General features: G+C 37.0%; 16 protein-coding genes. 12 read left to right on the top strand and 4 right to left on the bottom strand.

The window, feature by feature from the left end:
• Positions 1–221, bottom strand: a 221-nt coding sequence (locus ACN0U3_RS09730) for a type IX secretion system membrane protein PorP/SprF (protein ID WP_417266065.1), incomplete at its 3' end; no start/stop codon positions are given.
• A 182-nt stretch (positions 222–403) separates the two neighbouring features.
• On the opposite strand from ACN0U3_RS09730, the gene porU reads away from it, so the two are divergent.
• The 3 genes from porU to ispF all read left to right on the top strand — a co-directional run bounded on the left by porU (position 404) and on the right by ispF (position 6,135).
• On the top strand, positions 404–4,270 hold the full coding sequence (gene porU, locus ACN0U3_RS09735; RefSeq protein ID WP_417266066.1) for a type IX secretion system sortase PorU: 3,867 nt from the start codon (positions 404–406) through the stop codon (positions 4,268–4,270).
• A 117-nt stretch (positions 4,271–4,387) separates the two neighbouring features.
• Positions 4,388–5,656, top strand: coding sequence for a type IX secretion system outer membrane channel protein PorV (gene porV / locus ACN0U3_RS09740; RefSeq protein WP_417266067.1), 1,269 nt, complete (start codon positions 4,388–4,390; stop codon positions 5,654–5,656).
• The gene (ispF, locus tag ACN0U3_RS09745) at positions 5,656–6,135 is read left to right on the top strand and encodes a 2-C-methyl-D-erythritol 2,4-cyclodiphosphate synthase (RefSeq protein ID WP_417266068.1); all 480 of its coding nucleotides are present in this window, start codon (positions 5,656–5,658) and stop codon (positions 6,133–6,135) included. The genes porV and ispF overlap by 1 nt, the downstream gene beginning before the upstream one ends.
• On the opposite strand, the gene ACN0U3_RS09750 is transcribed toward ispF, so the two are convergent.
• Positions 6,136–6,990 (bottom strand): DUF1853 family protein, encoded by an 855-nt coding sequence (locus ACN0U3_RS09750; RefSeq protein ID WP_417266069.1) that lies wholly within the window; start codon positions 6,988–6,990, stop codon positions 6,136–6,138.
• 148 nt (positions 6,991–7,138) lie between these two features.
• Between ACN0U3_RS09750 and ACN0U3_RS09755 the strand changes: the two genes are divergently transcribed.
• From ACN0U3_RS09755 to ACN0U3_RS09765, 3 genes are read left to right on the top strand one after another with little or no spacing between them, the layout of a single operon-like run.
• Entirely contained in the window at positions 7,139–7,399 is a 261-nt protein-coding gene (locus ACN0U3_RS09755) for a hypothetical protein (RefSeq protein ID WP_299203305.1), read from the top strand.
• Positions 7,400–7,404: 5 nt separating this feature from the next.
• Positions 7,405–8,064, top strand: coding sequence for an OmpH family outer membrane protein (locus ACN0U3_RS09760; protein ID WP_417266070.1), 660 nt, complete (start codon positions 7,405–7,407; stop codon positions 8,062–8,064).
• Between the two features lie 32 nt (positions 8,065–8,096).
• Complete coding sequence (locus ACN0U3_RS09765) at positions 8,097–8,654, top strand: DUF4924 family protein (protein ID WP_417266071.1); 558 nt, start codon at positions 8,097–8,099, stop codon at positions 8,652–8,654.
• A gap of 275 nt (positions 8,655–8,929) precedes the next feature.
• Here ACN0U3_RS09765 and ACN0U3_RS09770 read toward each other — a convergent pair whose 3' ends face one another.
• Complete coding sequence (locus tag ACN0U3_RS09770; protein WP_417266072.1) at positions 8,930–9,850, bottom strand: lysophospholipid acyltransferase family protein; 921 nt, start codon at positions 9,848–9,850, stop codon at positions 8,930–8,932.
• A 417-nt stretch (positions 9,851–10,267) separates the two neighbouring features.
• Here ACN0U3_RS09770 and rpsO point away from each other — a divergent pair, with 417 nt between their 5' ends.
• The 4 genes from rpsO to ACN0U3_RS09790 all read left to right on the top strand — a co-directional run bounded on the left by rpsO (position 10,268) and on the right by ACN0U3_RS09790 (position 17,418).
• Complete coding sequence (gene rpsO / locus ACN0U3_RS09775; protein WP_299203294.1) at positions 10,268–10,537, top strand: 30S ribosomal protein S15; 270 nt, start codon at positions 10,268–10,270, stop codon at positions 10,535–10,537.
• 273 nt (positions 10,538–10,810) lie between these two features.
• Entirely contained in the window at positions 10,811–12,949 is a 2,139-nt protein-coding gene (locus tag ACN0U3_RS09780) for a polyribonucleotide nucleotidyltransferase (protein ID WP_417266073.1), read from the top strand.
• A gap of 144 nt (positions 12,950–13,093) precedes the next feature.
• A complete protein-coding gene (locus tag ACN0U3_RS09785; RefSeq protein WP_299203288.1) occupies positions 13,094–14,119 on the top strand; it encodes a PorP/SprF family type IX secretion system membrane protein in 1,026 nt (341 codons plus the stop codon).
• A 215-nt stretch (positions 14,120–14,334) separates the two neighbouring features.
• On the top strand, positions 14,335–17,418 hold the full coding sequence (locus ACN0U3_RS09790; protein ID WP_417266074.1) for a PKD domain-containing protein: 3,084 nt from the start codon (positions 14,335–14,337) through the stop codon (positions 17,416–17,418).
• A 1-nt stretch (position 17,419) separates the two neighbouring features.
• Here the strand turns inward: ACN0U3_RS09790 and ACN0U3_RS09795 are convergent, their stop codons facing one another.
• Positions 17,420–18,355: an alpha/beta hydrolase gene (locus ACN0U3_RS09795; RefSeq protein WP_417266075.1), complete on the bottom strand. Its 936-nt coding sequence runs from the start codon at positions 18,353–18,355 to the stop codon at positions 17,420–17,422.
• Between the two features lie 55 nt (positions 18,356–18,410).
• Here ACN0U3_RS09795 and ACN0U3_RS09800 point away from each other — a divergent pair, with 55 nt between their 5' ends.
• The gene (locus ACN0U3_RS09800; protein ID WP_417266076.1) at positions 18,411–19,610 is read left to right on the top strand and encodes an anthranilate synthase component I family protein; all 1,200 of its coding nucleotides are present in this window, start codon (positions 18,411–18,413) and stop codon (positions 19,608–19,610) included.
• Positions 19,603–20,814 (top strand): tRNA lysidine(34) synthetase TilS, encoded by a 1,212-nt coding sequence (gene tilS / locus ACN0U3_RS09805; RefSeq protein ID WP_417266077.1) that lies wholly within the window; start codon positions 19,603–19,605, stop codon positions 20,812–20,814. The genes ACN0U3_RS09800 and tilS overlap by 8 nt, the downstream gene beginning before the upstream one ends.
• Positions 20,815–20,822: the final 8 nt, after the last annotated feature.

The raw sequence follows: 20,822 nt of genomic DNA on the forward strand, positions 1-20,822 counted from the left end.
GAATAGGTTACGAAAGTTCCTGATAATGCAGGCCATTGGTTTCTGTAGTTAACAGCAAATCGTGGACAACCATGACTTCCTGCAAAGGCCGGATTCAAATATATCGGATTCGCATAGAACTGCGAAAACTGAGGGTCTTGAGCATATGCTTTTGAAGATAGTCCGCTAATTGTGAGGACTATAGACAGTAGCAATAGGGTTAATAAATTATTTTTAAGCATAGTTTACTTTTACATAATACACAAACAACTTTCAATTTTACGAAAAAATTCCCTTATAGTTACAAAAAAAACAAAGTTCTTTTAAAATATGTTGACGATGTTTGCGTTTGATTATTGAAATTAACGCTCCACTTTTAAACTTTTTTATGAGCTTTGGCGTTTTGTATTAAATATAGAATAGAATGATGGACCTAATTTATAAACGTTCAATTTGTTTTTGGTTACTACTTTTTTCATTTTACAGTTTCGGCCAACAAGAAGTTGATGTCCAATTGAACTGGAATGAAACTCCAGGAGTGATGACGAGCTCAACCAAAGAGTACCTTTATCCAGGCCTTGAAAATTCATTTGTGAGTGAAAATGAATTTTTATTTCTTCAAGAGTTTAAAAGGTCGAACGCGTCTTCTCAATGGCGTTTTGAAATGTTGAGCTATCAAACTGCTTCAGTCAGTCAGATAACTAAAGATTTTTTGAATACTTTTTCCATTCAGGTTGAACCTGTTCCTGTATTTGAATTAAAAAATAACAGTAGGCAGGGTAAGTCTACTGCGGTTCTTTCTATGGTCCCTTTTGTGATGGTGAATGGTGAGGTGAGGAAAATTACTTCGATTACTTTTAAGCACTCTACTTATTCCTTGAATGTCAATAAAGCTACGACTTTTGCCGCTTCATCAGTTTTAAGAAGTGGAAGTGGGCAGTGGTATAAGGTTTCGGTAAAAGAGGATGGCGTGCACAAGATGGATTATACTTTTTTGAAATCCATTGGAATTGATGTCGATAACTTGAATCCTGACGATATCAATATCTATGGTAATGGTTTTGGAAAACTGCCAGAATTAAATAGTGAATACAGACCTGATGATTTGTTGAAAAACGACATTGTTGTGGTGGGGGATGGAGATGGGTCTTTCGATGCTGGAGATTACATTTTGTTTTATGGAAAAGGTCCCGATAAATGGGAGGTCAGCAGCGGTGCTTTTGTTAGGGTGCTAAATAATTATGCAAGATATTCTGCCTATTATATCAATGTTAACACGAATGAGCCACCGGCTAGAGTTCAAAACGCAGTGCTGACAAATCAACCTGCTTCTCATGTGGTAACTAATTATGATTCTTATGCCATTCATGAAAAAGAAACCATAAATTTAATGAAAACTGGACAGCGTTGGTATGGTGAAACCTTCGATGCTAATCTAACCCAATCATTTTCTTTGAATATCCCGAATTTGAACCCTAGTGAACCCGCTAGAGTTCGAGGATTTATGGCTGCAAAAAACGGCAGTAACAACGGGAATACGAATTTTCAAGTACGCTATAATAATTCCCTTGTAGGAACGGCAATTTTGAACGGTACGAGTGACGATAGTTATTCTAGAGGAGGTTTTGTTTCTGCGCCTGGAGCATTTAATCCTAGCTCTAGTACTTTCTCGCTTCAAGTGAGTTTTAATCGTGTCTCCCCATCTGATGCTGGATATTTAGATTTTTTAGAGGTAAATGCAAAAAGTTATTTGAGGTATTTTAACGGTGTTCAGTTCAGGGATTTAAGTTCGGTTGGAGCAGGGAATGTTGCAGAAATGCAAATATCTAATTTTCCTAATAATGGGAAGGTTTGGGAGATAAGTAACCCTACGACACCTCGATTGGTTTCAGGAACTTTAAGTGGTAGTACCTACAGTTTTAAGGTGAATGCCGATAGCTTAAGGAGTTTTATTGCTTTCGAAGGTACGAATTTTAAAGTGCCTACCTTCGTGGGGCGTGTTGCTCATCAAGATTTACATGGCTTAAGTCAAGCTGATTATCTTATCGTTACACATCAGTCTTTTTTAAGTCAAGCGAATAGATTAGCAGATTTACATAGAAATAATGGGTTGACGGTCCATGTTGTGACGACAAACCAAGTTTACAATGAGTTTTCAGGAGGAACTCAAGATCCAACGGCAATAAAGTTTTTCGCTAAAATGTTTTATGATAGGGCAGGAGGGGATCCGTTATTGCAACCAAAGTATTTAACCTTGTTTGGAGACGGAACTTATGATCCTTTGAATCGAGTGAGCAACAATAATTATATGGTTCCTGTTTATGAAACTGTCAATTCTGAAAATTATACAGCAGCTCTTGTTTCTGATGACTACTTCGGATTTTTAGATGATTCAGAAGAATTTTCACCCAATGATTTATTGGATATCGCTGTAGGTCGTCTGGTTGCCACAACCCAAAAGGATGCTGTAACTTTAGTCAATAAAATCGAACATTACATGAAGAATGGTTCTGAAATTTATTCTGAGGACTTGGCTTGCAGCGAAGACGGTTATATCACAACCCATGGAGACTGGAGATTGAAATACACTTTAATCGCAGATGATGAAGAGAACGGATATTTTGTTAATCTAGATCTAGAACCAGCATCAAATTATGTTGCCACAAATCATCCGGAAATGAATGTGAAAAAGATTTATGCAGATGCGTATACCCAAATTACAACCGCAGGAGGAGAAAGGTATCCAGAAGTGAATCATGAAATCAATAGAAGTATTGAGTCAGGTGCTTTGGTAACATGTTTTGTAGGGCACGGAGGTTCAAAAGGTGCGGCCCAAGAAAGAATTATGACCATTGGAGAGGTGCAAGCTTATCAAAACATTGATAAATTGACCCTTTTTGTTTCGGCAACTTGTGAATTTGCACGTATTGATGATAATGAAATGGTTTCAATTGGTGAGTGGATGGCGTTAAACGAAATTGGTGGTGCAATTGCCCTAATGACAACGACTAGAGCGGTGTATTTTTCAACAAATTCTGTAACAACGGCTGCGTTTTTTAGTAATGTGTATACACGTGACGCAAACGAATCGCCCCTTACCTTTGGTGAAATTATTTTAAGAACTAAAAATGGTGTTTTGGGAGGTTCGAATAATAAAAGAAGCTTCATGCTTCTTGGGGATCCTGCTTTGAAAATTGCATTGCCTTACGAAAAGGTTGTCCTTGACAGTATTAATAATGTGGATGTGAATATCGAAAATGATACCATTCGCGCCTTGTCAAAAGTGAGGATGCGTGGTCATATTGAAGATCAATATGGAAACCATTTGACAGGGTTCAATGGAGTGATTCAACCTTCTGTATATGATAAAGTAAGACAAAGGTCGACTTTGGGGCAAGACGCTACTTCACCTGTTATTCCTTTTGATGTGCAAGAGAATGTGCTCTTTAAAGGGAAGGCGACAGTGAAGAGCGGAGTTTTTGATTATGAGTTCATTGTGCCAAAGGACATAGACTATAATTATGGTAAAGGAAAAGCGAGCTTCTATTCGTGGAGTAATGGAAATGTTAACGCAGGTGGGTACTCTACTGACTTTTTTATTGGTGGAATTGATACCACAGGGTTGAACGACCAAGAGGGACCACAAATTGAACTGTTCCTTAATGATGAAAGTTTTGTGAATGGTGGAATTACGGATGAAACGCCAATTCTAATTGCGCATTTGTATGATGAAAGTGGAATCAATACTGTAGGGAATGGAATAGGACACGATATCACCATGATTCTTGATGCTAATACGAGCGAAGCAAGGGTGTTAAATGAGTTTTATGAGTCTGATTTAGATACCTATAAAAGTGGAAAGCTGCGATATCAAATGAGTCAATTGACACCAGGTTTACATACTTTAACCTTTAAAGCTTGGGACGTCAACAATAATTCTAGTGAAAAAACAATTGAGTTTACAGTGCATGAGCAGAAAGAAATTGCTTTAGATCATGTTTTAAACTATCCAAATCCATTTACAACACATACCGAATTCTTCTTCGAACACAATCAAGTTTGTGCGGCTTTAGAAGCGCAAATCGAAATCTATACGGTGACTGGCCGTTTGGTAAAAACAATCAATCAAACGGTTGAAACTAGAGGGTTTAGAACAGAAGGGATTCCGTGGGATGGAAGAGATGATTTCGGAGACCAATTGGCAAAAGGTGTTTATGTTTACAGAGTAAGCATCAAAAATCCCGATGGAGAGAAAACGCAAGAAATGCAAAAATTATATCTTTTGAAGTAAAACACAATAAATTTTTAGGGTTTACGTATATTTGTAACCTTCAAGTAAAATGTTGTGTTTTGGACTAAAATTTTTGATCAAATCAATAACAATTAAAAGTTGAATAATTTAAATTAAATGATAAAAAAATATTTTCTAACTGGTTTAACAACGTTGGTAACTGCAGTAGCGATGGGTCAAAGTGGAAACACACCAAAAGACGCTTCTGAATTACAGTTAAACACAATCACCACAGCAGTTCCTTTCTTGCAAATTACCCCTGATTCTCGATCAGGTGCGATGGGAGATGTGGGAACAGCAATAAGTCCGTCATCCAATTCTTTTTTCTGGAACACTTCCATGCTTTCCTTCTCAGAAGAAAAGTCCGAAGTCTCACTTTCTTATTCGCCGTGGCTGCAAAATCTTGCTTCTGATATTAATTTATCTCATTTGGCAGGTTTCATTCGTTTGAATGATAGAAACGTGGTTGGTGGATCTTTGCGTTTTTTCAGCTTAGGAGAAATTTTATTTACAGACAATACTGGAGCACCAACAATGCCCCATACTCCAACAGAATTTGAGTTGCTTGGAGGATATGCTTTCCAATTGAACGAAAGATTCTCTTTAGGATTAAACGGAAAGTTTATCTATTCTAATTTGACCTCAGGTGCAATGGTTGATGGGGCAGAAAGTTCTGCAGGATTAGCAGGAGCAGCGGATGTGTCATTCTCTTATTTTAACGATGATATCCGATATGCCGGTAGAAGAGGTTCTTTGGCTTTTGGTGTAACTTTGAACAATATCGGAAACAAAATTTCCTATACGGCTGAAAATGACCGTGATTTTTTACCAACCAATTTGAAAATTGGAACGGCGATGACTATGGATTTAGATAGTTACAACAGTTTGACTTGGGCTATAGATGTTTCTAAGTTGTTGGTGCCTACTACACCGATTAGAAATAACATCAGTGGAGATATTATGTCGGGGTATGACCAAAACATTGGGGTAGTGCCTGGAATGCTACAATCGTTTTACGATGCGCCAGGAGCTTTGGCTAAAGATGAAAATGGGAACTATATCCAAAATCCAGATGGTACATACCAGACTGTTAAAGGAACAAAGTTCAAAGAGGAGTTAACTGAAATTATGATTGGTACAGGGCTAGAGTATTGGTACAATGATTTGTTTGCTGCACGTGCTGGATATTTCTATGAAAACTTAAACAAAGGAGCTCGTCAACACTTGACCTTCGGAATTGGTTTGAAATACAAAATGTTCGGAATTGACTTTTCTTATTTAACTTCCTTAAGAAGAAATAATCCACTTCAAAACACCATTCGTTTTACATTAAGATTGCATTTAGGAGGAAGTGAGAATGATTCTGGATCTGTAAAACCTGAATAATGAAAATAAAAATAGGATTTGGTGTTGATGTGCATCAACTTGTGCCAAATCGCGATCTAATTATTGGAGGAGTTACCATTCCCGCACCATTTGGAGCACTCGGACATTCTGATGCTGATGTACTTTTGCACGCCCTGTGTGATGCAATGCTAGGGGCGCTCAACTTAAGAGATATCGGATTTCATTTTTCTGATACCGACCCAAAATACAAAGACATAGATTCTACAATCTTGTTGAGGGATTCTTTCAAGTTGATTAAAGATAAAGGTTATGCCATTGGAAATATCGATGCTACGGTAATTCTTGAGCAACCTAAGTTGAATCCTCATATTCCTGCCATGCAAAAAATCATTGCTGATATTCTTGAAACAGATCTCGATAACGTTTCTTTAAAAGCAACAACACACGAAAAAGTAGATTCTTTCGGAAACCAAAAGGCAGTAAAAGCTTATGTTGTTTGTTTGCTGACTGGAGTTTAATTAGGGAGTTTTACCCCAATCTTTTGGCACCACAAAACGTACATTGTTGTCGTCAAAGAGCACTAATTCTGGTTGTACAAGAGGTTCGTTAAACGTTGTAGTATGAAAATATCCATTGTTTTTTTTGGGGTTTGTAGCAGAAAGCCAGTTGGGTTTGGGTAAAATTTCTATGGCTTGTGTCCGGAGTTTTTGTACCGCAGGTTGACGAATGAATTGAAAGGTGTTGCCATTGGTGATTAGATTCTCCTCTATTTTGGTTTCGGTAAAAAACAATCCTTTTAAAAAAAGATAAGAAGTATTTACTGTCCCTTGGATTTTTTGTTGAATTTCTTCTCGTTTCCCCAAAGGTAATTGATGATAGATTAATCTGTTTAATTTCAGTCCAAGGTTGTCTTTTAAACGAGGTCCAACCCATTTTGATGCGTCATTTTGTTGTTGTCTGTCTTTTAGCAAATAATACTTTACAGCACATTCGATATGCATTACTTTTCCCTTGTATTCAATGATAAAGTCAACTTCTCCAATTGTTTTCTGGGCATCAATGATTTGAAAGTTCTGAAGCAATAACTCTATTTCACGAAAAGTCTGAAAAAAGAAAGAGAGTAAAGCTTCAGCATAAAACCCCAAACGCTTGTTCTTTTTTCTGTCTACAAATTGATTGATCGAGTGAGGATTTTTATCGAGCTCCAAAAAGTATTCAGTGGATAGCGCCTCCCATTCATTAAGCACTGTTTGCGGAAACAATGCGTAGGGCGATAAATCATAACTCGGGTGAAGTGGGGATTCAGAAAATAAAAGCCAGTATAAATCGCGAACCTTTGGAGAGATTAATCGGTAATAAATCGAATGCTGCATGGATTAAAATTACACATAAATTTTTTAATGCTGATGTTTTACGTCATACTCCTATGAATGATGTTAGAATTAAAAAAACCGTTTCCTTTTGCCAATCCTAATTGAATTGATATTTTTGTGCTGAATTATTCACCAAAAACAGAATAATATGAGAATTGTAGATACAATACCGCATGAGCGGTTCAAAATACAAATTTTTTCGTACAACTCTAAGTACACTGTAAAGATAGAGTTAGGACAATTCGAGCAAAGCTATAAAATAGGAGAACTCGATGTAATGGGGGTAGCAGATGTTAAAGCAATGATCACCCCAGAATTCCTAAGTAACTGCCTTAAGCGCTTTGTTGATATGCGTACAGATTGGAACGAAGCTTTTATAAATAAGAATACTAACATAACAAATCAATAAACCCGATGAAAAGATTTTTATCTATTGCAACTTTAGGATTAGCCTCCTCACTTTTTATTACCGCGTGCAACAATAGTAATGAAACAAAAACTGCTGATGAAGAAGTAGCAACACCTGTTCAAAAGAAACAAATGGGTGATGACGACACCGGTATTGCGATGGCTTTTTATTACCAAGACAGTATTGCAACGCAATTCAATTTCTATAGAGAAATCGATTCAATCTTGAAAGTAAAGGAAACCAACTTCCAAAAAGAATTGGAAGGAAAGTATCGTGCTTATCAAGCTTATGAGGCGGATATTCAAAAAAGAATGCAAGCCAATGAAATTACAGGCTACCAAATTGAAGAAATTCAGCAAACTGCAATTCAAAAACAACAGTCTATTCAACAGTTTGAACAACAACGTGGAGCAGCACTTCAAAGAGAATCAATGGAGTATCAAACGGCTTTGATGAGTAAAATAGCTGAAGCTGGAAAGGAGTTTTCTGATAAAAAGAACATCGACTTATTGTTCTTTTATCAAAAAGGAGGACAAATTACTTTCATCAATAATGCTTATGATGTGACAGAAGTATTTATTCAATTCTTGAATAAAAGAGAAGACGAATTAATGTCTGGTTTTCAAGAAGAAGTTGAAGAAAATCTGAATGAATCAGCGGAGTAAGTTTAAATACATCGATTATTACTTGATAAAGTATGTTTATAGCGCAGGAAAAGTTACAAAGTAATATTGCTGAATACGTCATCTACATGTATCAAGTGGAAGACATGATTCGTGCATATCGTTTCGATATTGATAAGATTCGTGAAAACATCATTCGTCCACAGGTGAAAAGTGAAGCCTTTGAAAATGAAGCAGTAAAATGGTATGAAGAGCTTATTGCTGAAATGAAAAGCAGAGGATTAGAGAAAAAAGGTCATTTACACCGATTAGGAGAAGTTATTACAGAGTTGATTTACCTCCACAATACATTAAAAGATGTTGTTGAAGACAAAAAATACCTTGGGCTTCTTGAAGCAGCCAATGAAAATGTAGAGGCCTTTCAAAAGAAAAGTGACCTGGGCTCATTGCACATGATAGAGGTTTGTTTTCAAGCTTTATACATGAAGCTACTTTTAAAGTTACAAGGTAAAGAAGTTGGTGCAGAATCTGAAGCAGCGTTCGATACCATGAGAATTATTTTAGCTTACCTCACAAAAGCGTATCATCAAATGAAAGCTGGTGATATGAGCATGTTTCAAAAAGAAAAATAGTGGTAAGAAAAGGATTGCCAAGAAGTGTGAATAAATGAGTTCTGTTTTATTGGTCCCGGAAAGAGTTGTAACTATGTTCCCAATTGACCATCGGAATTAGTGCATCTCGCTTTAGCTTCTAAAAATCTGATCACATATTAGGCATTAGATGTTAGACCAAAAGTCTAATGTCTAATGTGTATTTTTATTACACTTAAAGAGTTTTATTCTAAACCTATGGCACGCTCAGTCCATTTTGATTTAGTCTCTCTTTTTAATTTATAAATCCGTGTAATCTACACCCTAAACTTTTCGTTAAACTTCTCAATTTGCTTCTTTCGTAGTCCGTCAAGATCCTCTGGAACTGTTCTTTTCCAACGTTTATGCGACCAAATCCAATATTCAGGAGCTTCATGAATGGTTTTCTCTAGAAGATGTACAAATTGTTCTGTGATTTCTCCATACTTTAATTCTTGTGGGCTTGAAGTAATTTCTTTTAATCGCATGGTGTAGTGACCACGTTTGATTTTGTGCAGACTAAAATAAACCACGGCTTGATTGTATTTGTTGGCCAACATTTCAGGGCCAAAAACAATTCCCGAAGTCTGATTCAAAAACTCCATCCAATAACATTTGTTTGAATCACCTGGTGATTGATCTGCTAAAACTAATGTAGAGGTTGTTTCAGTATTCTTCTTGAAAAAATCATGAACAATCTTCGAATGAATGACTTTCATTCCAAAGCGTGACCTTCTGGCGTTTAGTTTTTTGTCCCAAAATCCATTCGATAAAGGCATTCCGATACCAACAGCTTGGTGGCTAAACAATAAATTTTGTCCAGTAATCAACCATTCCCAGTTGTTGTAATGCCCTGAAACCAATAAAACACTTTTCTTTTGGGCATAAAGCTGTTCCATTACTTCAGGATTTTCAACTTTAAATCGCTTCAATAATTGACGTTTAGAAATACTTAAGTTTTTGGCTCCTTCAGCAAGTAAATCAGTGAGGTGACGGTAAAACCGACGTTCTATCTTGCGTTTTTCTTTTGTGGTTTTATTCGGAAATGAACGTTCGATATTTCCACGCACTACTTTTCTACGGTATGGAATAACTGTAATGAGTAAAAGGTAAAAAAAATCGGTGAATAAGTACATGATCCTTAGCGGAAGTAAGGAAAGTGGATAAATCAATACGTAATAGGCCAATGCGCTAAACATGTACTTTTTTTGGTAAAAATATGAAAATTAAGACGCAATGAACAGTGATTAAATGTTAATTATTGAGGAAAAGGGTGATCTTTTTTAGGCCACCATTCCTGTCTCCGTCCTTTAGTTTGCTTTCTTTTTTTGACTACCAATTCATTTGGCTTAGGCTTCTGTTGTCGCCATGCAAAATGTTTGGTAGGTAGAAAAAAAATCTGCGCAAAGCTATCGGAGCTACACCAGGGTGGAAGTAAATCCTGCTTTCTTAGCGTTTAGCCTTGCAATGACAAGGAATTCTCTTGTCTTTCAATGGTGTGATTAAAAACTTTAAGTAAATAAATCTCATTATTTTAGCATAAGAAAATAATATAGCTATCTTTGCAGCTGTGTTAAAAGTAACACGTACATAAAAATCATTAAAATAATATTGGAATGTATTTATCAACAGAAAAGAAAAAAGAGATTTTCAAAAAGCACGGTAAGTCTGAAAACGACACTGGTTCTGCAGAAGGGCAGATTGCTTTATTCACTTACCGCATCAGCCACTTGACTGAGCACTTGAAGAAAAATCGTAAAGATTATGGAACGCAACGTGCACTTCAGTTGTTAGTAGGTAAGAGAAGAAGTCTTTTGGATTACTTAAAGAAAAAAGACATCGTACGTTACCGTGAGATTGTTAAAGAATTAGGATTGAGAAGATAATTCTCGATCAATAAATTTATAGGAAAAGGGGGGCAGTCGAAGAGATTCGAAGTTCCCCTTTTTTGCTAAAATGAAAGTTAGGGAAACTAAGTTCTTTAATTTTTTGATAAGAAGTTTTTAAAAGGCAAGGCATGTGAAGTCTTTTTAGTGGTGGAATCCCGACTGTAAACGTCTGAATGACCGCAATAAAAAACACTTGTGCTGAGCGTGCCGAAGTAAGTATAACACAGAGTTTGAAAACTTGTTATAAAACAAAAATGTAAATATATAAATATGAATATAGGAATAAAAAAGTCCATCACTATTGGAGGTAAAGAGATCTCTGTAGAAACGGGTAAGCTTGCAAAGCAGGCCGACGGTTCGGTAGTGTTACAAATGGGCAACACAGTTTTATTAGCTACAGCTGTGTCTTCAAAAGAAGCTAAAGAAGGAATTGATTTCCTTCCATTAACAGTTGATTACCGCGAAAAATTTGCGGCAGCTGGACGTATCCCTGGTGGGTTCTTACGTCGTGAAGCGCGTCCTTCTGATATGGAGGTCTTAATTATGCGTTTAGTAGATAGAGCATTGCGTCCATTGTTTCCAGATGATTATCATGCTGAAACGCAGGTGATGATTCAAATGATGTCTTACGATGGTGAACATATGCCAGATACATTGGCTGGATTTGCTGCTTCTGCAGCTTTAGCTGTTTCAGATATTCCATTTAACGGACCTATGTCTGAAGTACGTGTAGCACGTGTTGATGGTGAATTTATCGTTAACCCATTGGTTTCTGAATTAGAGAAAGCAGATATGGAGTTGATGATTGCAGGTACAATGAAAGACGTTGTAATGATCGAAGGTGAAATGCATGAAGCGCAAGAATCTGAATTGATTGAAGCGATTAAAATTGCGCACGAAGCGATTAAGCTACAATGTCAGTTCCAAATCGATTTGGCCGCTGAAGTTCCTGCTTCATCTCCAAAACGTGAGTATAACCATGAAGATAGTAACGCAGATTTTGAGAAGAAAATCCAAGACTTTGCTTACGCAAAATGTCAAGAGGTTGCACGTCAAGGTTCTGCTGATAAAAATAAACGTTCTGAAGGATTCAAAGCAATCAAAGAAGAGGTTAAAGCATTGTTTACCGAAGAAGAATTGGCTGAAAACGAAAAGTTAATCGGTTCGTACTTCTCAAAAACAATGAAAGAGGCTGTACGTGATGTAATCTTAAATGAGCGCATCCGATTAGATGGTAGAAAGTTTGATGAAATTCGTCCAATTTGGAGTGAAGTAGATTACTTACCAATGGTTCACGGTTCTGCTGTGTTTACACGTGGTGAAACACAATCATTGACAACACTTACATTAGGGGGTAAGATGCAAGAGCAAATGATCGACTCTGCAACAAAGCAAGGAACAGAAAAATTCATGCTACACTACAACTTCCCGCCGTTTAGTACGGGAGAAGCTTATCCAATTAGAGGGGTTTCTCGTCGTGAAATTGGACATGGTAACTTGGCATTGCGTGCATTAAAGTATGTATTGCCAGAAGACAATCCTTACACCATTCGTTTGGTTTCTGAAATTTTAGAATCTAACGGTTCTTCTTCTATGGCAACTGTTTGTGCAGGTACTCTTGCATTGATGGATGGTGGTATTCCAATTAAGGCTCCAGTATCTGGAATCGCGATGGGATTAATCATGAACAAAGAAGGAAAATACGCTGTATTGTCTGACATCTTAGGAGACGAAGATCACTTAGGAGATATGGACTTCAAAATTACAGGTACGGCAAAAGGAATTACGGCGTGTCAAATGGACATTAAAGTTGATGGATTGCCATATGAAGTATTGACTGAAGCTTTAGAACAAGCAAAAGCTGGACGTCTTCACATCTTAGGAGAAATCTTGAAAACGATTGCTGAGCCAAGAGCAGAACTTAAACCTTACGCTCCACGTGTTGAATCTATTCGCGTTCCTAATGAAGCGATTGGTGCAATCATCGGGCCTGGTGGGAAAATCATCCAACAAATTCAAAAAGATACAGGTGCAACTGTAATGATTGAAGAGGATGAGAAAACAGGAGAAGGTATTGTTCAAATCTTAGCAGAAGGAGCTGAGCCAATGAATGCGGCAACGAAGGCAATTCGTGATATCGCATTCCCTCCAACTGTTGAAGAAGGTGAAATCTATGAGGGGAAAGTGAAGTCTGTGCAGGCTTACGGAGTTTTCGTTGAAATCTTACCTGGTACAGATGGTTTAATCCACGTTTCTGAATTTGCAAATGAACGTATTACTAAAATGGAAGATGTTGCCAAAGAAGGTGATGTGCTGAAATTTAAAGTAGTGGGTCGTGATCCAAAATCTAAGAAATGGAAACTTTCTAGAAAAGTACTTTTAGAAAAAACAGAAAAGACTGAGGATTAATCCTTATTCTTGATCAAATAATTAACCTCAACAGCAATGTTGGGGTTTTTTTATTCAACCTTTTTGACTTGACTTACGTCTGTATTTCTAAACAGAATTGTTTATATTTATCACAGATTGAAAAACACTACACAAAATAACTTAATGAAATTCATCAACGTCTTCGTTGCTGTCCTCTTTGTTGTTCAGGTTTTTGCACAAGACATTCATTTTTCACAAATGAAATTCGCGCCTCTTAATGTGAATCCAGGTGCCGCAGGATTGAATGGAAAGTACAACGCAATTGTCAATTATCGAACGCAGTGGAATAGTGTGGCCGATCCATTCACCACCATGGGCGCTTCTTTTGATATGAAGTTTGAAGAACCTCGAAGAAATAAAGGCTTTCTAGCAGCTGGTATTAATTTCTATCATGATATTGCTGGAGATTTACGTATGACTACTTCGAATGTTAATCTTTCTGTGGCTTATCATTTGAGAATTAACCGTTCTAGCACTTTTGGTTTAGGGCTTCAGGCAGGATATGGACAGCGCGGTATTGGAAGTGTTGACGGTCTGTATGCAAGTCAGCACAATGGAACAGATTTCGACCAAAATATGATCAGCGGAGAAAGTTTCAGACAAACAAGTTTTGGATATGTTGATGTGGGAGGTGGATTTGTTTACAATCACAATTCACTAACCGAAAACACCTTTCGATCAGATGGCTATAATTTGACCATTGGGGCTGCTGCGTATCATTTAACAAGACCAGATTACTCTTTCTTGCAGGGAGGGAATGATGATTTAGAAATTCGATTTACAGGATTTGTTGAGTCAGAATTTGTTGTTGATCGCTCACCCATTGCGTTAATGCCTGCTTTGTATTATCAACGTCAAGGTACGCACCAAGAAATTTATCTTGGGACTTACATCAAGTACCATATCATAAAATCATCGTCAAGAACAAGCTTGAGAGAAGGTTTTTCTATTGCTTATGGACCATTCTACCGTTTTGGAGACGCCTTCGTTAATAAATTACTGATTGACTACAACGGATATGCTTTAGGAATATCTTATGATTTGAACTTGTCCTCACTTACTCAGGCCAGCAAAGGACGTGGAGGTATCGAATTTATGTTTAGATATACCTTGTTAGAGAAACACCAAACCAGAGCAAGAATCCATTAATAAGCGCTAAGACTTTTCTGTAATTTTATTGCGTAGGTATGATTAAATGAAATGTGTTGTAACTATTTTTCTTTGAATTGGTTATAGTCATTTTTAGAAATAAATCAAAAATAGTATGAAATAAGCAACGCAGACTAAAAGTCTGTCGTTAAACTATATAGAAGGTTGTAATGTTTTTATTACCTTCAACATGTTCTAATCAAAATCTCTACATAATGAAAAGACTACTACTATTTTTTATCCTTTTCGGCAATGTGTTAATTGGGCAGGAAATATGTGATAATGGAATCGATGATGACGGAAATGGTTTAATTGATTTAAACGATACCGCTTGTGATTGTGAGGGATTTGGAGTTCCTCAGAATATTCCTTCCTTAATTCCAAATCCATCCTTTGAAGACCGAAATTGTTGTCCTTCTTCTTTCTCGCAATTGAGTTGTGCAGATACGTGGATTCAAGCAACAACAGCAACTTCCGATTATTTTAATTGTGGATATAACTTCCCTGCTTTTAACAATGCAGGCTTAACACCACCCGATGGTGATGCCTATGTTGGAGCGATCTACTCTGATGGTTGGAAAGAATATATCGGTTCATGTTTAATCAGCCCACTTTTAGCCGGTGAAACTTACACTTTATCTTTTCAAATTGCATCTTTTGGAATAACAGGAATGGGTGGAGCTTGTACTAAAACATATGGTGATGTTGATGTGTCAATATTTGGAGCGGCCAATTGTGGTTCCTTACCTGTAAATACAACCAATTGCCCTTCTTCTAGTGACCCAAGTTGGACGTTAATAGGGTCTCAAACGTATACTCCAATGGGAGCATGGGGGGTGATTACTATTGACATTACCCCAGCTACAGATATTAATGCAATCATGATTGGACCACCATGCGGACCGCTGCCTGGCGATTATGGAGGGGGGTGTTATGCTTACTTTGTGTACGATAACTTGATTTTAGCTTCAAATAATTTCTTTAATACGATAACCATTGAAGAAACAGGTAGTTTTTGTACCAATGACGTTACATTGACTGCTGAAGCAGATAGTGTAGGAGGAACTTGGCAATGGTATTATGAGGGAGTAGCGCTTGTAGGAGAGACAGATTCTATTCTTAATATTTCTGCCAATGGATTACAAGCGGGGGAGTATAATCTGAGGTATACTATTGGTGCACGTTGTGAACGTGTTGATTATGTTGTAGATCCTCCTGTTTATCCAACCGCTCTGTTTGATTTTAATATCGTCTGTGAAGGAGATGTAACACAGTTTTCTGATTTGTCTGTCCCTGGTGATTATCCAATTTATGATTGGGAATGGGACTTTGACCAGGACATGATTGATGATGCCACAATACAAAATCCATCACATATTATTCCTACGTCAGGTGGAAATGATATTCGACTTCGTGTTACTGATAGTATTGGATGTGAACATGATACCATAGTGTCTGTTTTTGTCAATCCTAATCCAAGTGTTGATTTCAATTGGGATGACGAATGCTTAGGAGATACCACGTTTCTTGTGAATCAATCCAGTATCTCAATTGGTCAAATCGATTCTTGGAATTGGGATTTCGATGATGGGAATACTGCAACGCTGTTCAGTCCAAGTCATGTTTATGCAGCAAGTGGAAACTATAACGTTCAGCTAACAGCGGTCTCTGATAGTGGCTGTGTTAACGATACAGTTCATTCAGTGGAGGTGTTTATTAATCCTATTGCTGATTTTAACTTTACTAATGTTTGTGATGAACAAAGTATGTTGATCGAAAGTACTGCCCTTGCCAATGGTGGTACAATTGCTGATTATTTTTGGGACATCACAAGTGATGGAAGTGTAGATTATTTTGTAGATTCATTTAATCACGTTTTTCCAAGTGATGGCTTCTATGATGTAACACATATTGTTGAAACTTCTAACGGTTGTCGAGATACCTTGATGCAACAAGTGACGGTTTATGCATTGCCAGAAGCTCAATTTACTGTTGATGCAGTTTGTGAGGATACAACAACGACTTTTGTTAATCAATCAAACGTTGTTCCCGTAGATGCTGATGCAATTGTCGATTACGCTTGGAGTTTCGGAAATGGAAACACTTCTAATATTGAAAATCCTACTCATAATTATAATGTTGAAAATGTTTATGATGCGCAATTGGTCATCACAACCAATTATGGATGTAAAGATTCGATCACGCATCCTGTAGAGGTTTATCCATTGCCAGTACCTGACTTTACACCAACAAATGTCTGTCTTGAAGACGTTAATGAATTCTTTGATTTGTCTACCGTCTCCAATGATCATACGACAAATAATGTGGTGCAATGGTCTTGGGATTTTGGTGATGGCTCATACAGTGTTCAACAAAACCCAATCAATGCTTATACTGCTGATGGAGCTTATAATGCGACATTGGAAGTAGTTACCAATAACGGATGTCGCGAAGAGATTACAAAAACAGTAACCGTACACCCATTGCCTGTAGTGAGTTTTTCGGGTGTTAACTTGACAGGGTGTTCACCAATTTGTCCAGAAGTCTCGAGTACTACTACGATAAATTCACCTTCTACATTAGATCAGTTTGAATGGACTTTGTCAAATGGAGAAACGCATAATGGACCAGTGTTGAATGATTGTTATAACAATCCAACGGGCGAAAATATTTATTATGGATTGACTCTGACAGTTACATCGAACGAAGGCTGTGTGAGGTCGCATTCTGAGAATAGCTACATAGAAGTTTATCACAATCCGGTGGCTGATTTTTATTATGAACCGAATGATCCTGATGTGATAGATCCTGAAGTAGAGTTTTACAACACTTCTTTATATGCTGATTATTACAATTGGACCTTCGGAAATCAAGGTTCTTCAACTGTAACGAATCCAATCTTCGAATTTAGTCCAGAACCATTAGAGCATAGAGTGAGGTTAATCTCAAGTACAATTGAGGGGTGTATTGATACTGCTTATGCAGTTGTGGATGTAAAGGACAAAATAATATTTTATGTTCCAAATACTTTTACTCCAGATCAGGATAAGTTCAATGAAACATTCAAACCGGTTTTTACCCATGGATTTGACCCTCAAAATTATACTTTGTACATCTTTAACCGATGGGGAGAGCTGGTCTTTGAGTCTCATGATACCGATATAGGTTGGGATGGAACCTACGGAGTAGAGGGCAGGAAAATCGTTAAAGAAGGGACTTATGTATGGAAAATTAAATTCAAAGAAACAATGTCAGATAAACATCATACGCTTACCGGACATGTTAATTTATTGAGGTAAATTACTCAAGGATAAATCCTGTGAGAACAGGAATCAATTCTTCGTGTAAAGGCAACTTAGGGTTTAAGTAGGTTTGAATATTTTCTTCCCTATTCTCAGAAGCAGCTTTAAAAATGTGATTCATTCCATCAATGATTTTTAATTCTGCTTCGGGATTTGCTTCATGCTGTAATACAGCGTCCTCTTCAGAAACTTGAATGTCTGATGTTCCATGCAATATCAATGTTGGAATGTTGAGCTTTTGAATTTCTTCTTGTGGCGAATATTTTAACCAAGAAATTAAATAGGGTTGGACACTCTTACGAAATAAAGAAGCTAAATCTGTATTGAAATCATCTACTTCTTCACCTTTTTTAAGTTTTAATAAAATGCGTTTAACTTCTTCAGTATACCCAGGCGATTGTGCTGTGATTTGTTCAATTAACACTTCATCTATACTTCTACCTGTTCCAGCGAATGAAATGAACTTACTCACTTCGCGTTGTTGGGCTGCCAACATGCCAATCAATGAACCTTCAGAATGACCGATTAAAATAATATTGGTGTATTTCTTCTTTTTTAAATAATCAATGCATGCGTTTACTTGGTCAACATTGTCTTGAAATCGTAGATCACCTTCTGATTTATCGCTTTTACTTTTGCCTACCATTAATTTGTCATAGCGTAAACTAGCAATGCCATGTTCGGCTAATTCCTCAGCCAACATGCGGTAACTATTGGCTTGAACCATCATGCTGTTTCCGTTTCTGTCTGTCGGACCAGAACCTGGAATGATGATTACCACCGGTGCTTTTGATTTTTCAGAAACACTGATTAAACTCCCGTAAAGTATTTCGTCCTCCATTTTAACTTTGACTTCTTTTTCTTTTTGGGCAATTGAAAAAAGAGGAATTGAAAAAATCATGACAACTAGAATGGACCAATTTAAATGCTTCATGTTATTATTTATTACTTTCGTATTTGCATTGTAATAATAAGGAATAATTTTTTTGATGAAAAATATCTTTACCTTTTTAACGAATAACAAAAATGAATCGCTTCTTGCATTTGATCCTATAGAAGTGTTTGAATGTGAAGAAGAAAATTGCCTTGAAAAGACAGCTTCATTTATTGAAAAGTTTGAAGATGACTATCGTTTTGGATTCCTTTCTTACGATTTGAAAAATGACATTGAAAATTTAAAATCTGAGCATTCAGACCGAATTCAATTTCCAACAGTTGGTTTTTTTGTGCCACGTTATGTTGTGAAATGGGACGAAAATGGGAATCCAGTTTTTCTGAAAGGTTCAGCAGATCAAAAAGCCATTGATTTTATTGCCTATTTCCTTAGTCAGCAAGAAGTAAAAGCAGAAAACAAAGTTGAGTTGACAGCAGGTTTAAGCAGAGAGTCTTACATTTCTACCATTGATGAACTCCAAGGAGAAATTCAAATGGGAAATATTTATGAGGTCACATTCTGTCAAGAATTTTATGCTGAAAATTGTAAAATTTCACCTTTACCCACTTATTTTGCTTTAAATAACATAACGAAAGCTACCTTTTCATGTTTTGTTGAATGGGAGGGGAGGTATTTACTTTCGGCCAGTCCAGAACGGTTTTTAAAACGTGAAGGCCATCGCTTAATCACCCAACCGATTAAAGGAACAGCAAGAAGAGGAACTACACCAGTAAAGGATGAACGGCTTAAAACAGAATTGCTAGCCAGTGAGAAAGAACGTGCAGAAAATGTGATGATTGTTGACTTGGTCCGAAATGATTTATCTCGAATTGCTGAACGTAACTCGGTTCAAGTTGATGAACTTTTTGGAGTCTATACTTTTGAAACGGTGCACCAATTGATTTCTACCGTTTCAGCAACAATCAATGAGGAGGTGAGCGTATTGGAAATTCTAAAAGCACTTTTCCCAATGGGAAGTATGACGGGAGCGCCAAAAATCAGTGCAATGAATTTGATTGAAAAGCACGAAACCTTCAAAAGAGGACTTTATTCGGGAAGTGTTGGCTATTTTAAACCCAATGGTGACTTTGATTTCAATGTGATTATTCGCAGTATTTTGTATAATGAAAAGTTAAAAAATATCAGTTGTCCAGTGGGTGGCGCTATTACCTTAAAATCTTCGCCTGAAATGGAATACGAAGAATGTATGATTAAAGTCAAAGCATTAAAAGAAGTACTGAATTCAGATGAATAATGCTCCGACATATTGGGTAGCTTGCAGCGGTGGAGTCGATTCTATTGTGCTGTTGCATCTTATGCTAGAAACAAAGAATAAAAACGAAGTTGGAATTTTACATTGTAATTTCCATTTGCGTGAGCATTCATCGAATGAGGACGAGTTATTTGTGCGAAAACTAGCAAGAGAACTCAATGTGCCAATACGGGTACAAGATTTTGATACGAAGCAATATGCGAAAAGTCATCGTTTAAACACTCAATTAGCAGCCCGTGAATTGAGGTACAATTGGTTTGATCAAATTATTCGAGAAGAGCAGGCGGTGGTACTATTGGGGCACCATTATGATGATCAGCTCGAAACTTTCTTTTTGCAATTGCGCAGAGGAGGTAGGGTAAAAGGACTTTCTGGTATGCCTGAATACAGAGCAGGCTATTTACGGCCATTGTTAAAACACACCAAGGAAGAGCTGATTTCACTAGCTCAGCAACACGATTGGAAATGGCGTGAAGATGTCACCAACGCATCGAATGATTATACTCGAAACTGGTACAGGAATGAAGTATTGCCCTGTTTGCAATCTGAAGGATTCCCAATACATGAACTTGTTCCCTTAATGCATTCTTTTCAATCGGTTCTGTGTTTTTTAAAAAGTATAAAAATTCCTGATTCAATTCTGATTGAAGATTGGAAAAGTTATCCTGTGTGGATTCAACAGCATATTTTGTCAGAACAAGGCCTGGGAGAATATGCAGTAGACGAAATTGTTCGACTCACAAAGTCAGAGAAAGGAAAGTTTATTGGGAATGACCATGCGAAAGCTTGGAATGAAGGAGATGCTCTTGTTTTTGTGAAAGAATCAAGTCAAGCCGTTGAGTATAAGTTAGCCATTTCGAAACATCCAACAGGAACCATAAAACTCAATCCAAGCGATTTATTTTTGGATACATCTAAAGTAAAATTACCACTAACAATACGGAAATGGCAAGCAGGAGATTATTTTCAACCCCTAGGAATGAAAGGGTTGAAATCAGTGGGGAAGTTTTTAAGGGATAGAAAAGTACCTGCGCATCAAAAAGAACAAGTGCGTATTTTATTGGATTCAGAAAATCATATTCTAGGCGTCTTTGGGTTTGGTGTCGATGAAAAATACCGCTTAAATAACAGTACCAAAGAACTTTTTAGGGTTCGATTAATTAAAATGTTAACTAAGATTGTTTAGCTTCTTAT

It is taken from the genome of Brumimicrobium sp. (genome assembly GCF_048268645.1).
Classification (GTDB): Bacteria; Bacteroidota; Bacteroidia; order Flavobacteriales_D; family Crocinitomicaceae; genus Brumimicrobium; species Brumimicrobium ulvae.